This window comes from Marilutibacter aestuarii (genome assembly GCF_006546775.1).
GTDB lineage: Bacteria > Pseudomonadota > Gammaproteobacteria > Xanthomonadales > Xanthomonadaceae > Marilutibacter > Marilutibacter aestuarii.
The window spans coordinates 1-13603 of the sequence record NZ_VICE01000135.1 but is presented as its reverse complement, the minus strand read 5'-3'; the positions used below and the strand labels follow the sequence as shown (position 1 = coordinate 13603).

General features: G+C 70.6%; 12 protein-coding genes. 4 read left to right on the top strand and 8 right to left on the bottom strand.

The window, feature by feature from the left end:
* Positions 1–98 precede the first annotated feature (98 nt).
* From FKV25_RS14250 to FKV25_RS14235, 4 genes are all read right to left on the bottom strand, one after another.
* Positions 99–1022, bottom strand: a complete 924-nt coding sequence (locus FKV25_RS14250; RefSeq protein WP_141519461.1) for a ParB/RepB/Spo0J family partition protein — start codon at positions 1020–1022, stop codon at positions 99–101.
* Complete coding sequence (locus tag FKV25_RS14245; protein ID WP_141519460.1) at positions 1019–1849, bottom strand: ParA family protein; 831 nt, start codon at positions 1847–1849, stop codon at positions 1019–1021. The genes FKV25_RS14250 and FKV25_RS14245 overlap by 4 nt, the downstream gene beginning before the upstream one ends.
* Before the next feature lie 205 nt (positions 1850–2054).
* Positions 2055–2726 (bottom strand): 16S rRNA (guanine(527)-N(7))-methyltransferase RsmG, encoded by a 672-nt coding sequence (gene rsmG / locus FKV25_RS14240; RefSeq protein WP_141519459.1) that lies wholly within the window; start codon positions 2724–2726, stop codon positions 2055–2057.
* Between the two features lie 56 nt (positions 2727–2782).
* Complete coding sequence (locus FKV25_RS14235; RefSeq protein ID WP_141519458.1) at positions 2783–3358, bottom strand: 4'-phosphopantetheinyl transferase family protein; 576 nt, start codon at positions 3356–3358, stop codon at positions 2783–2785.
* Positions 3359–3476: 118 nt separating this feature from the next.
* Between FKV25_RS14235 and FKV25_RS14230 the strand changes: the two genes are divergently transcribed.
* The 3 genes from FKV25_RS14230 to FKV25_RS14220 all read left to right on the top strand — a co-directional run bounded on the left by FKV25_RS14230 (position 3477) and on the right by FKV25_RS14220 (position 5513).
* Positions 3477–4811 carry an AMP-binding protein gene (locus FKV25_RS14230; protein ID WP_170218655.1) on the top strand — a complete coding sequence of 445 codons (1335 nt, stop codon included), beginning with the start codon at positions 3477–3479 and terminating at the stop codon, positions 4809–4811.
* 103 nt (positions 4812–4914) lie between these two features.
* Positions 4915–5169: a GlsB/YeaQ/YmgE family stress response membrane protein gene (locus FKV25_RS14225; protein WP_141519456.1), complete on the top strand. Its 255-nt coding sequence runs from the start codon at positions 4915–4917 to the stop codon at positions 5167–5169.
* Positions 5170–5243: 74 nt separating this feature from the next.
* The gene (locus FKV25_RS14220; RefSeq protein ID WP_141519455.1) at positions 5244–5513 is read left to right on the top strand and encodes a GlsB/YeaQ/YmgE family stress response membrane protein; all 270 of its coding nucleotides are present in this window, start codon (positions 5244–5246) and stop codon (positions 5511–5513) included.
* 118 nt (positions 5514–5631) lie between these two features.
* Here FKV25_RS14220 and xth read toward each other — a convergent pair whose 3' ends face one another.
* From xth to FKV25_RS14200, 4 genes are read right to left on the bottom strand one after another with little or no spacing between them, the layout of a single operon-like run.
* Positions 5632–6405 (bottom strand): exodeoxyribonuclease III, encoded by a 774-nt coding sequence (xth, locus tag FKV25_RS14215; protein WP_141519454.1) that lies wholly within the window; start codon positions 6403–6405, stop codon positions 5632–5634.
* A gap of 52 nt (positions 6406–6457) precedes the next feature.
* Positions 6458–7606 (bottom strand): beta-aspartyl-peptidase, encoded by a 1149-nt coding sequence (gene iadA, locus FKV25_RS14210; RefSeq protein ID WP_141519453.1) that lies wholly within the window; start codon positions 7604–7606, stop codon positions 6458–6460.
* Complete coding sequence (gene yfcC / locus FKV25_RS14205; RefSeq protein ID WP_141519452.1) at positions 7607–9025, bottom strand: putative basic amino acid antiporter YfcC; 1419 nt, start codon at positions 9023–9025, stop codon at positions 7607–7609.
* Between the two features lies 1 nt (position 9026).
* Complete coding sequence (locus FKV25_RS14200) at positions 9027–11825, bottom strand: TonB-dependent receptor (protein WP_170218654.1); 2799 nt, start codon at positions 11823–11825, stop codon at positions 9027–9029.
* 286 nt (positions 11826–12111) lie between these two features.
* Between FKV25_RS14200 and FKV25_RS14195 the strand changes: the two genes are divergently transcribed.
* Positions 12112–13603, top strand: a 1492-nt coding sequence (locus FKV25_RS14195; protein WP_170218653.1) for a type 1 glutamine amidotransferase family protein, incomplete at its 3' end; no start/stop codon positions are given.

Below are 13603 nucleotides of genomic sequence, written 5' to 3'. Positions count from 1 at the left end.
CCTCGAACAGGGGCGCGAGGTCGGCGTGCGGATGGGTGGCGCGCAAGGCCACGCGGTAGCGATACGGGTTCACGACGGCGATCGGTGCGGTGGGCGGCTCAGTCGACCTTGCCGCGCAGCTTCTCGAGCACGCCGTCGAGCGACTCCAGGTCGCTGTAATGGATCACCAGGCGGCCCTTGCCGCCGCGCCCGTGCATCACGTTGACCTTGGTGTTGAGCGATTCCGACAGCTCGCGCTCCAGGCTGGCGATGTCGGCCTGCGGTGCCGGACGGGCCGGGCGGGCGCGCGAGGACGCCGGTACCTTGCCCGAGGCCAGCTGCTGCACGCGGTGCTCGACCTCGCGCACCGACCAGCCCTGTTCGGCGGCCTGCCGCGCCAGCGCGGTCGCCGCCTGCGGGGTGAGGGTGAGCAGCGCGCGGGCATGGCCCATCTCCAGGGCGCGGGTCTCGACCAGCACGCGGATTTCCTGCGGCAGTTCCAGCAGCCGCAGCAGGTTGGACACCGCCGCGCGCGAGCGTCCCACCGCCTCGGCGGTCTGGGCGTGGGTCAGGTCGAACTCGTCGATCAGGCGCTGCAGCGCGTTCGCCTCCTCGAGCGGGTTGAGGTCCTCGCGCTGGATGTTCTCGATCAGGGCCATCGCCACCACGGTGCGGTCGTCGACCTCGCGCACGACCACCGGGATCTCGGCGAGCCCGGCGCGCTGGCTGGCGCGCCAGCGGCGCTCGCCGGCGATGATTTCGTAGGTCTTGCCGCCGCGTTCGGCGATCTCGCGCACCACGATCGGCTGGATGACGCCCTGGGCCTTGATCGATTCGGCCAGCTCGTCGAGCTTGTCCTCGTCCCAGTGCTTGCGCGGCTGGTACTTGCCGGCGGTCAGGGCGTCGACCGGCAGGGTGCGCAGCACGTCGCCGGGCGCGGCCTCCAGCGCCGGCGCCTGCGCCGCGCCCTTCGGGCCGAGCAGGGCCTCCAGGCCACGGCCGAGTCCCTTCTTCTTCGCCGCCGCGGTCTTGGCAGCACTCATGCCGCCACCTCCGGTGCGCCGCCCGGGGCGGGGGCCGCGTTGGCGGGGGGCGTGGCCTTGTCGCGTTCGCGCTGGCGTCGGATGACCTCGCCGGCCAGGCCCAGGTAGGCGATGCCGCCGCGGCTGGCGCGGTCGTAGCCGACGATGCTCTGGCCATGGCTGGGCGCTTCGGCCAGGCGCACGTTGCGCGGCACGATGGTGCGGAAGACCTTGTCGCCGAAATGCTGGGTCAGCTCGGCCGATACCGCGTTGGCGAGGTTGTTGCGCACGTCGAACATGGTGCGCAGGACGCCTTCGATCTCCAGTGCCGGATTGAGGCGCTGGCGGATCGCGTCGATGGTGTCCATCAGCGCGCTGATGCCTTCCAGCGCGTAGTACTCGCACTGCATCGGCACGACCACCGAATCCGCCGCGGTGAGGGCGTTGAGGGTCAGCAGCGACAGCGCCGGCGGGCAGTCGATCAGCACGTAGTCGTAGCGGTCGGTGATCCCGGCGAGCGCCCGCTTGAGCTGCTGTTCGCGACCGTCGCGCTCCATCAGCTCGATCTCGGCGGCGGTGAGGTCGATGTTGCCCGGCAACAGGTCGAAGTCCTCGGCCGTGCGCACGATGACGTCGGCGGCATCGGCCTCGCCCATCAGCACGTCGCAGATCGAGCTTTCCAGTTCGCGCTTGTCGACGCCGCTGCCCATGGTGGCGTTGCCCTGCGGATCGAGGTCGACCAGCAGCACCTTCTTCGGCGTGCGGGCCAGCCCGGCGGCCAGGTTGACGGCGGTGGTGGTCTTGCCGACCCCGCCCTTCTGGTTGGCAATGGCGATGATGCGGGCCATGCGGCTGATTCCCCTGGCGCGAGCGCCTGCTGTGCGGATGGCGCCCCTGGAGGCGTTTGGATGGTGGGATCGACGGCATTCCGTGCCCCGCGTCGCGAACCGCCCTGGGGTCGGGTCCGCGCGCGATCCGGACTGGGGATTATGCCCGCCTCGACCCCGCAGTCCCAGCTTGCCACGGGAACGGCCGGGGTTCGACCGCCGCGATTCAGCCCGCGACCGCCTCGCGCGCGACCACCACCAGATGCCGTTCAGCCGCCAGGCCGGGCACGGTGAGCCGATGGCGCGCCTGCACGGCCCAGCCCGCGGGCAGCGCCGCGATCTCGTCGACCGGGTCGGTGCCCTTCATCGCCAGCAACCGTCCGTCGGAAGCCAGCAGGTGCCCGCCCAGCTCCAGGATCAGCGGCAAGGTCGCCAGTGCGCGCGCGGTGATCGCGGCGAAGGCGCCGGGCGCGTCCACCGCCTCGATCCGCGACTCAAGCACGCGCACGCGCGGCGCGAGGTCCAGCTTGCGGACCGCCTCGCGCAGGAACCGGGCCTTCTTGCCGTTGCTCTCCACCAACGCCACGCGCAGGCCCGGCTTGGCGATCGCCAGCGGGATGCCGGGCAGGCCCGGGCCGGTGCCGAGGTCGGCCAGCTCGCCGCCGGTCGCGGCCAGCGCATCCACATGGGGATGCATCGCCAGCGAGTCGAGCAGGTGCTTGACCAGCATCTCGCCCGGGTCGCGGATGGCGGTCAGGTTGTAGGCCCGGTTCCAGCGCAGCAGCAGGGCCAGGTAGTCCAGCAAGGGCGCGGCCAGCGCGGGATCGAGCGCGAGCTCGGCCAGGCCGGCTTCCAGGCGCGGGCGCAGGTCGGGGGACAGGGCGTCGGGGGCACTCATGCGGGGCGGTCGGTATGGGGGAATCCGGGACGGTCACGATACCGGTTCGGCGCCGCTCAGGGGCCGTCCGGCCGCCAGGCCAGCGCACCCAGATAGCCGGGCGCCGGTTGCAGCGCCTGCAGCATCCACGCGTCCGGATGGCCCAGCGCGGGATCGCACTCGACCAGGCGCAGCCCGGCCGGACCGTCGACGAAGGCCAGCCGGTCCAGGCCGAAGGCCAGGCCGCGGCCGTGCGCCTTGAGTACCGCTTCCTTGGCGCACCACAGCCGCAGGAAGGCCTGTTCGCGCGCCAGCGGATCGGCCATCGCCGCGAGCCAGGCGTGTTCGAGCTGGGTGAAGTAGCGCTTGGCCAGTTCCAGTGCGCGCGGCCGCGGGCGTTGCCATTCCAGGTCGACCCCGACCCGGCCGCCACCTTCGGCCAGTGCCACCAGCAGGCCCTGGCCGCTATGGCTCCAGTTGACGTCGTGCCGCTCGAACGGGGCCTCGATCCGCGGGCGCCGCCAGGCATCGCGGCGCAGCTGCAGCTGCTCGGCCGGCACCTGCAGCTGGCCGGCCAGCCAGTCGCGCGCCTGCGCTTCGGCCGCGACCTCGCCACGGCGCGGCAACCAGTGCCAGCGCACGGGCGGGGACAACGCGGTCGATTCTGTCGGGCGTTCAGTCACGTATGTGCCGGATTTGGTGTCGGGCCGGTCCTCCAGCGTAAGCTACCGGGCAGGGGATGCGGCCACGCCGCGACAGGAACACCGGATGATGTCAGCCGTACTGAACGCCACGACCGGACGGGGCGCATCGCAGGCCACCGCCCTGGTGGCGGGCGACCCGGCGCAAGCGATCGCCTTCGGCGAAGGAGCCACCGTGTGCCGGGCGCACTTCCAGCGCGAGGTCCTGGCCCTGGCGTCGCGCCTGCCGGCGCATGCGCATGCGATCAACCTGTGCGAGGACCGTTACCGCTTCCTGGTGGCGTTCTGCGCCGCCGCCGTCCGCGGCCAGGCCACCCTCATGCCGCCGGCGCGGGCGCCCTCGGTGATCGAGGAGATCCGCCGCCGGCACCCCGACAGCCATGTCCTCGACGACGAGGCGTTCGAAGGACTGGACGAGACCGTCGGCACGTTGCCGGCGATCGACCCGGGCGCGACCGTGGCCATCGGTTTCACCTCGGGCAGCACCGGACAGCCACAGGCCAACCCGAAGACCTGGGGCGCCTTCCTGGCGAGCACCGCGCAGAACCTGGCCGCGCTGGACGACCTGCTCGCGCCGGACGCCATCACGCCGTTGGTCGCGACCGTGCCCCCGCAGCACATGTACGGCATGGAGATGTCGGTCCTGCTGCCCCTGCTCGGACCGGTCGCCGTGCATACCGGCAAGCCCTTCTTCCCCGGCGACGTCGCGCGCGCGCTCGGCGAGGCCCTGCGACCGCCGCTGCTGGTGACCACGCCGGTGCACCTGCGGGCACTGGTCGAATCGGGGATCGCGCTGGCGCCGCTGGCCGGCATCGTCACCGCGACCGCGCCCTTGCCGGTCGCGCTGGCGCGTGCCGCGGAGGCACGCTTCGGCGCGGAAGTCCGCGAGCTGTTCGGCTCGACCGAAACCTGCGTGATCGCGCGCCGGCGGACCGCGGTCGACACGGCCTGGACGCCGCTGCCCGGGGTGCGCCTGCAACCGCAGCCCGACGGCACCCTGGTCGAGGCGCCGCACCTGCACGCGCCCGTGGTGCTGGCCGACCTGGTCGAGGTGCGGGGGGACGGCTTCATCCTGCATGGCCGCAGCAGCGACCTGCTGGAAATCGCCGGGAAGCGCGCCTCGCTCGGCGACCTGACGCGCAAGCTGCTCGCGGTCCCGGGCGTGATCGACGGCGTCGTGTTCCAGCTCGACGAGGCCGACGCCGCCGGTGTCCGACGCGTCGCTGCGCTGGCGGTGGCGCCGGGCATCGACGCGCGCGCGATCGGTGCCGCGCTGCGCGCCAGCGTCGACCCCGTGTTCCTGCCGCGCCCCCTGCGCTGCGTGGCCGCATTGCCGCGCAACGAGACCGGCAAACTGCCCCGGCAGGCGCTGCTCGCCCTGGTGAAGGGCGCCTCACAAAGCTGAAGCGGTCCCCGAGATCCCAGACACCGCCATCACGTGCCCGGCTTCACATTGGCCGCCGACCCGCACCGCGGGCTCCGCGAAACCAAACGAGGGAGTGAGGCGAATGCATTTCATCATCATGTTGATCGTGGGTGGCATTGCCGGTTGGCTGGCCAGCATGATCATGCGCACCGACGGCCAGCAAGGCATCATCCTGAATGTCGTCGTCGGCATCATCGGCGGCCTCCTGGGCGGCTTCCTGCTGCCGATGATCGGGCTCAACTTCGCCGGCTGGATCGGCTACCTGATCACCGCCCTGATCGGCGCGATCGTGCTGCTGGCGATCGTCAACCTGTTCCGGCGCGGCCGCGTGCGCTGACGCGCGCGTCATCCATTGACCCTTGAACCGCGGCGCCCGGGTGGCGCCGCATCCATATCCGACAGGAGGCGACCATGGACATCCTCATCTGGCTCGTCGTGGGCGGCATCATCGGCTGGATCGCCAGCATCATCATGCGCACCAATGCGCAGCAGGGGATCTTCCTGAACATCATCGTCGGCATCGTCGGCGCCTTCCTCGGCGGCTGGCTGGGCGGCATGCTCGGCTACGGCAGCAGCATCAACAGCGGCGACTTCAGCCTGGCCGGCCTGCTGACCTCGCTGGTCGGCGCGATCGTCCTGCTGGCGATCGTCAACCTGTTCCGGCGCGGAAAGCCGCGTTGAGGCTGGGATTCGTCGTGGGTGGTGGGTGATTTGAAACACCGACCATGCGTACGGAAAAGGCCCGCTCCAGCGGGCCTTTTCTTTCACGAATCACCAATAACGAATCACCAATAACCCATCACGAATCACCCAACGACACCCAGGCGGGGGCGTGGTCGCTGGGACGCTCCCAGGTGCGCGGCTCGCGGTCGATCCCGGCGGCGGTGCAAGCCTCGCGCAGGGCCTCGGAGACCAGGGTCAGGTCGATCCGCAGCCCCCGATCGCGACGGAACCCGGCCTGGCGATAGTCCCACCAGCTGAAGATGCCGCCGTCCTCGTGGTGCAGGCGGAAGGCATCGTGCAGGCCCAGGGCGCAGAGCCGGCGCAGGGCATCGCGCTCGGCGGTCGAGGTCAGGATGTGGTCGTCGTTCCAGATCGCCGGGTCGTGCACGTCGCGGTCGTCGGGCGCGATATTGAAATCACCCAGCACGACCAGGCGCGGATGGCGCTGCAGCTCCCCGGCGACCCAGCCTTGCACGGCCTCGAGCCAGCGCAACTTGTAGGCGTACTTGTCGGTGCCGACGTCCTGGCCGTTGACCACGTACAAATTGATGATGCGCACGTCCCCGATGGTCGCGGCGATCACGCGCTTCTGCTCGTCCTCGAACCCGGGAATCCCGACCTGCACGTCATTTGCGGGTGCGCGCGACAGGATCGCCACGCCGTTGTAGGTCTTCTGCCCGGAGAACACGCTGCGGTAGCCCTGCTCGAGCAGGGCCGTGTCCGGGAAGCGGCTGTCCTCGAGCTTGGTCTCCTGCAGGCACACGACGTCAGGCGCGGCGTCGCCGAGCCATTGTTGCAGGTGCGGCAGGCGGACATTGAGCGAGTTGACGTTCCAGCTGGCGATCTTCATGCCCGCAAGTGTATGCGAGGCCCCGGGCATGCTGCCAAACCGCTCGCCGGCCTCAGCCCAGCGCGTGGTAGCGCCCGCCCGCGACGGTCGCGCGTAGTGCCAGGTTGCCCCGATCCAGCAACAACAGGTCGGCGTCGCATCCCGGCGCGATGCGGCCCTTGCGCGCCAGGCCCCAGACCTGGGCGGGCGTTCGGGTCACCACCGCCAGCGCATCGGCCAGGGAAACGCCATGCAGGCGCACTGCATCGCGCAGGCATGCGACCAGGCTGCCAATCGGCGCCACGTCGAGGGCCACCAGCCGGCCGGCGGCATCGAACTGGGGCAGGCTGGCCTGGCCGTCCGAGCTCAGTGTGATCCGGTCGCTGCCGATACCGTTGGCGAGCAGTCGGGCGAGCGCTTCGGCAGCCGGGACCTCCCCCGCTTCGATCAGTGCCGGCGTGGTGCTGGCAGTGAGGTCGATCCGTCCGCCCGAGCGTGCCCAGCGTTCACCCTGCGCGAGCAGGGCGGCGTGGCGGTTGACGTGGGTCGGATGCCACTGGGTCGCAGGGATCGGGTAGCGCCGGGCCACGGCCTCGATCAGGTCCAGGCCCTCGGCACCATCGCCCACGTGGACCAGGACGGTACCGGCCTTGCCGGCGAGCATCCCCCCCACGCGGCTGTCGGCCGCGATGCGCGCCATCTCCTCGACGCCGGGCTGCGAACCGCGGTGGTCGGCGATCGCGATCTCGCCGACACCGATCACCTCGGGAATGAGGACGAGGTCATCGCGCACGCTGCCGGTCAGCGTGCGCACCGGCACCCGGTAGGACCCGGTCAATACGTACCCGCTCAGGCCATGCGCGCCCAACGCGCGGGCATGGGCCAACAGGTCGGCGTGGCTGCGGGTGATGTCGTCGGTCCCCAGCGCACCGACCAGGGTGGTCACGCCCGCGGCGATCGCGTCGCGCGGCTCCAGTGGCGCGGTCCGCGTCGCGAAGCCACCCTCGCCGCCACCGCCGCCGAAATGCACCAGCGAATCCACCAGGCCAGGACATGCGAGGAGGCCGTCGCCATCGACGGTTCGGACCGGATGCCCCAAGCCGCCGGGATCCAGCGAAGGCGCCACTGCCAGCACGCGTCCGGCGGCGACCAGCAGGTCCTGTCGACCCAGCGGCGCCGGTGCATGGCAGTCGACGCCTCGGATGTGGATGATTTCATGCATTCAGTGATATCCGGTGAGTACGGCCAGGGCGACGAACAGCATGCCCAAGCCAAGCAGGGCGACTTCGAGCCGCCAGATGATCCGCAACCAGTCGGTCCAGCCCAAGCCCGCGACGCCGATGGCGCCCATCATCGCCGCCGACGTCGGGACCACGAGGTTGGTCAGGCCGTCGCCCAGCTGGAAGGCCAGGACCGCGGTCTGCCGGCTCACGCCAAGCAGGTCGCCGAGGCCGGCCATCAGCGGCATCGTGATCGCGGCCTGGGCGGAGCCGGAGGTCACGAACACGTTGATGAGCGCCTGCACCAGCAGCATGCCCTCCGCGGCCCATAGCTCCGGCGTGTGCTGCAACGCGCTGCCGAGGGTGAACAGCAGGGTGTTGAGTACCGAGGGCTGGTGTGGGTCGGCGCCCCCCATGAGTCCGAGGATGCCCTTCGCCAGGGCGATCACCACTGCGCAGGGCACGAGCTGGCGCATCCCGTCGACGAAGGCTGCGGTGGCCTGGTTCGCGCCGAGCCGGCCCGACACCACCGCCACCACCCCCGCGAACACCCCCAGTGCAAAGAACTGGCTGGCGATTTCGGCGATGTAGTACCCACCCGCGACGACGCCCCAGACGATCCAGGCCACGGTCGCCAGCACCGCCAGCAGCACCACCCGGTCGCCAGCCCCGAGGGGGTGCGGTCCGGCAGCAGGCGGCATCCCGACGTCGCTGTCGCGCCGATGCCGGGCGGCGTAGCGGAGCATGAACGCCAGTCCGGCAGCGGTCATCACCGCCCACATCGCCATGCGCAGGCCGGCGCCGGACAGGAGCGGAACACCGGCGATGCCCTGGGCGACCGCGACGCTGAACGGGTTCATCCACGAACTGCCGAACCCGATCTGGCTCGCCAGGTAGGTAGCCATCACGGCGATCTCGGGGGGATAGCCCAGGCGCCGGACCAGCGGCAACAGCAACGCGAGGAAGGCGATGGTTTCCTCGCCCATGCCGAACACCGCACCGCCCAGCGAGAACGCCACGAACAGGAGCGACAGCAGCAGTCGCGGGCGGTCGCCGGTCATCGCGATCATGCGCTCCAGGCCGCGATCCACCGCGCCGCCGGCCTGCACGACGCCGAATGCACCGCCCACGATCAGCACGAAGGCGATCACGCCGACCGCCGCCCCGTTGCGATCGCCCGAGGTCAGGCCGTCGAAGAGCACGTTGAGCAGCCCCGGCCCGTCGCCGCTGGCGAACCACCGGACCGGTATGCCCGTGCCGGCCGCCCTGAAGCTTTCCAGGGAGACCGGCTGACCCTGGAGGAACACGCCGGCCGGCAGCCACGGCACCACGATCGCGAGCACCACCGCCACTGCCAGCAGGATCAGCAGGGTGTCGGGGCCTCGCGACGGGGGGCTCGTGGCAGGAGTGGGCGTTGCCATCTCAGTGGCGGTAGACGTAGTTCAGGGTCACGAAGCGTCCCAGGGTGTTGTGGTTGTACAGGTCCACGTTGGACGCGCTGCCCAGCGATACAGGGGGGTCGCGGTCCGCCAGGTTGCGGATGTTCAGCCCGACCATGTGCCGCTCGGCGAATTCCCAGTCGACGTTGAGGTTGAGCGTCGTCCAGGATGCGACCCGGCGGCCCTCGGGCACGCCGTCGCGCTGGTCGTCATCGTAGAAGCTGTCGACATGGTTTGCCCACAGCCGGGCGCTCCATGCCCGGTGCTGCCACCCGATGCCCGCGTTGAGCAACCATTCGGGATAGCGGTATTCGCCGACCCGCTCGACCAGGCGCTGGCCATCGCCGCCGCAGCGACCGGCACCACGCCGATCGTCGACCGACCCGGGCGAGCAGGACTCGGAACGCTCGAACGAACGCGTCCACGTACCGTCCAGATAGGCATTGAAACGCCCATGGCGTCCTTCCTCGAACCGCTGCTCGAGGCTGAAGTCGATGCCGTCGGTGCGCTGGCGGCCGACATTGGTCAACTGCAGGTTGACGTCGTCGACCAGGTCGCCGATCTCGCCACCGCGGGTGGCGATGCCGATCACCCCGGGCATCAGCTCGCGCTGGTTCGCGTCGCCCGCGCGCGGCCTCGAGTTGAAGACCAGGGTCGGGTCCACGAGGGCGCGGCGGAACAGGTCGAGGTCGTCGATGTCGACGAGGTTCTCCTGGTCGAAGTTCCAGTAGTCGATCGACAGCGTGGTGCCCGGGCCCAGGGCGAACACCGTGCCCAGGTACCAGGCCTCGGCAGTCTCGGGCTTCAGGTCGGGGTTGCCATATACCTCCGACAGGTAGGCGTCGTCGCCCTCGAAGCCCGCGCAGTAGGTCTCGAAGAACTCGCTGCCGGGCGAGCAGGGCACGGCACCGGAACTGAGCGTGGTCCCGGCGCCCACCTGGGCCAGCGAGGGCGCCCGGAACGAGGTGTTCCACCCGCCCCTCATCAGCAGCATGTCGTTGGGACGCCAGCGCAGGCCGACGGCGGGATTGAAGTCGCCGCCGAAATCGTCGTAATGGTCGTAGCGACCCGCCACCCGCAGGTCGAGGGTGTCGAGCAGGGGCAGATTGGTCTCTGCATAGGTCGCCCATTGGGTGCGCTCGGCCTCCACCGCGGTGGAGCCGAACCCATACACCGGCACCTCCCCGGTCGTTCGATCGATGGTGGCCAGTGCAGAGGGCGCATCCTCGATCTTTTCGCGCCGGGCTTCGCCGCCGACGGCCCACGCGATGCGACGGCCATCGATCTGGCCCCAATCGCCGACGAACCTGGCGTCCCAGCCGTACAGCGTCGAGGTGCCATCGCGGGGGACCCGTTCGCGCACCAGGTCCAGCACCTGGGCGCTGTTCCCGGCCTGGCCATTGAAGGGGTCGTAGTACAAGCCTCCGCCATCCGGCGCACAGTCCGTGCCGCCGTCGGCGCACAACTCGCCCAGCAGGCCCGCACGGATGCGGTCGACGTTGTAGATGCCGGCCACCGCTCGCTGCTCGGATTCGCTGCGCGACGCCGTCAGGGCGGTCTCCCAGCTCCAGTCGCCCAATTCGCCCCGCAGACCGTTCAACCAGCGCCAGTTGTCGGTCGTGACCTCGATCCTGCGCGCATCGGGAAAGCGGCCGAGCCCGAGGATGAGGCCATCGATCACGTAGTCGCCGTCCAGCAGTCGCTGGCGCAGCTCGGCCGGCATGCCCGGATGATCGAAGTCGATCAGTTCCTCCGACCATGGCGCGGGGGAGGAATCGGCGCTGGACGTGTTGTGCTGCAGGGCCAGTTCGCCGAAGTAGCGCAACGACTGCGTCAGGTCGACTTCGAGCGTGCCATAGCCGCCCAGCTGGCGGATCTCCGGATCGGTCGCGGTGAAGGCGTTGCGGTTGAGCGCGCAGTATTCGCCGAAGCGGCCGATGCCGAACTGGTCGGCGGGACAGCCGGCCTCGACCACGTCGTCCCGCGACAGGTCGAGGTCGTTGAAGCTCGGGTAGACGCCCTGCTGCGAGGGGCGCGGTTCGGTCGCGGAGATCGATCGGTCGCGGTCGTAGAGCGCGTTGCGCTGGTAGGCATCGAGGATCGCCATGGCCCGCACCCGCTCGCCCTGGTGGCCGTAGACCAGGCTGAGGTCGGTGCGGCTCTCGTCGGTATCGCGGGTCGAGTCGCCGTAGCTGGCCGCGAGGCGAAGACCCTCGAAATCGCTCCTCAGGATCAGGTTGACGACGCCGGCCACGGCATCGGCGCCATAGATGGCCGAGGCGCCGGTGGTCAGGATCTCGACGCGCTCGACGGCGGCGAGCGGGATGGCATTGATGTCGACGAAGTTCTCGGAACCGTTGGCGAACGACGAGACCGCGATGCGGCGGCCATTGACGAGCGTCAGCGTGGAAGCGGTGCCCAGGCCGCGCAGCGACGCGCCCGCACTGCCGACCGGCGAATCGGCCTGCAGCGCGCCGGAATTGGCGGTGGTGAAGTTGCCGGTGCCGCCACCGGCTTCCGTGACGTTCTTGAGCAGGTCGGAGACCGTGTTGGCGCCGAGTTCGCGGATGTCCTGGGCATCGAACACCACGACCGGCTGCGCGCCCTCCAGGTCGATGCCCTTGAGGTTGGAGCCGGTCACGACGACCGTGTCGAGTTCGGTTGCGTTGGCCGTGGCGTCGGGTTCGACCGTCTTCCCGACGGTGGCACCCTGCTGTGCGAGAACGGGAGAAGCGGCGAGCAGCAGCGAGATCGCCGCGGCAAGAGGCGTGTTGCGGATCATGATTGTCCCCATGCGAACAGCCCGCCGCGACAGGGGCGCGGACCGGGCGGAATTGACGTGGTCGTGCCCGCGATGCGGGCGAACGGTCTGGTTGGACCGGACAGTCAGGCGCGCGGGATTATTCGTCCCACCATTCGCTGAGGTAGAAGGTTCGGCAGATATGGCGGATGTAGTGCTGCGGTTTTGGCATGATGCCCATCCGTGACCCCGACGTATTCTTACTGCCGGCGGGGCGGATGCGTCAAGCGGTCTTGAGTCGCGGTCGTGGAACCCGCAGCATCGGCCCATGCGAATTCCTCCGGACCCTTCTCGAATCCTGCCGTTGCTGCTGCTCCTGGCCGCAGGCTGTTCCAGTACGCCCGCGGGCCCGCAGGCGGGTGCTGCGAAGCCGGCGAACGACATCACCGTGCATCCGCGCGAACTGATCATGGCGGGCGGCGCCCTGGACCTGTGCAGCAGCCTGTCGCCGGATGCCTGCCTCCACCCCGGGCGGGTCACCGGGCCGAACCAGCGCGGGCCCGCACGCTACGGCCTGGACGCCAGCGGCCGCGAAGAAGCGTTGGCGCTGGACTTCGGCGCTCCGGCGAGGCGGGCGGCCATCGCGGCGGTGCTCGACGACGCCGCGACAGCACTCGGCAGCCGGCACGTGGATGCAGCGACGTTGCGCGAGGCCTTGGCCTCACGCTGCGTCACCGGCTCGCGCGTCCGTCGGTGCGCTTCCGGCGACGCCGACGCGCCCTGGACCCGGCTCGACGACGACTGGCGCAGCGGCCTGATGGCAGCGCTGGAGCAACCCCAGCGGGACGAAACCGGCCGACGCCTGCGCGAGGCCACCGGACTGGACGATGGCCGCTCCCCCCATGGCGCGGCGGTGATGAAGGCCTTCGTGGAGGCGGCGCGCGACCGCGCGGACGGGGGCAGGCCCCGGATCGCGGTGGTCACGGCCTCGGCCTTCGATCCGTTCGATCCGGTCGACTTCTATCTCGATGCCGTGCGCCAGGCGGGTGGGACCGCGCAGTGGTGGCCGGTCGACAGCGCGCTGGAGGCCGCCGTGCTCGAGGGACGTGGATGCGCGGCGTTGCCGCGCCTGCGCATCGAGCGGTTGCGCCTGCCGGGCCGTGCGCGTGTCTATCCCGACCTCGTCGCCCAGCAGGCCGACGCCTGTGCCGATCCAGGCTCGCTGGGCAGCCTGCCCGACCGCATCGATGGCATCTTCTTCGCCGGCGGCGACCAGTGGAAACTGCGCGAGGCGTTCTTCGACGACGACGACCGGCCCAACGCCTGGCTGCGTGCGCTGCGCGCACGGGTGGCCTCGGGGGACGTGGTGGTCGGGGGTACCAGCGCGGGCAGCGCGGTGCAATCCGGCGGACCCATGCTCAGCAACGGGTCGCCGGAACAGGCCTTGCGACAGGGGGCGCAGGCATCGCCCCCGCCGAGGCCGGGCTGTTCGGCCGCAGGCGATTGCGTGGGCGGTCTCGACGAGGACGCTTTCACGTACTGGCCCGGCGGTGGATTGGGACTGGCCCCCGGGCTTGTCGTCGACACCCACTTCTCCGAGCGGGGCCGGGAGGCCCGCCTGGTGCGACTGCTCGCCGACACCGGCGCGCGCTGGGGCATCGGCGTGGATGAAACCAGCGCCCTGCACCTGCGCTGGGAGGGGATCGACCGCCTGGCTATCAACGCCGTCGGCGCGAGTGGCGGCTGGGTGTTCGAGCGACAGGAGCCGGCCTGCGCGGGCAGCCCGCGGGCCGGGGCGTACTATCTGGCGCCCGGCGCGG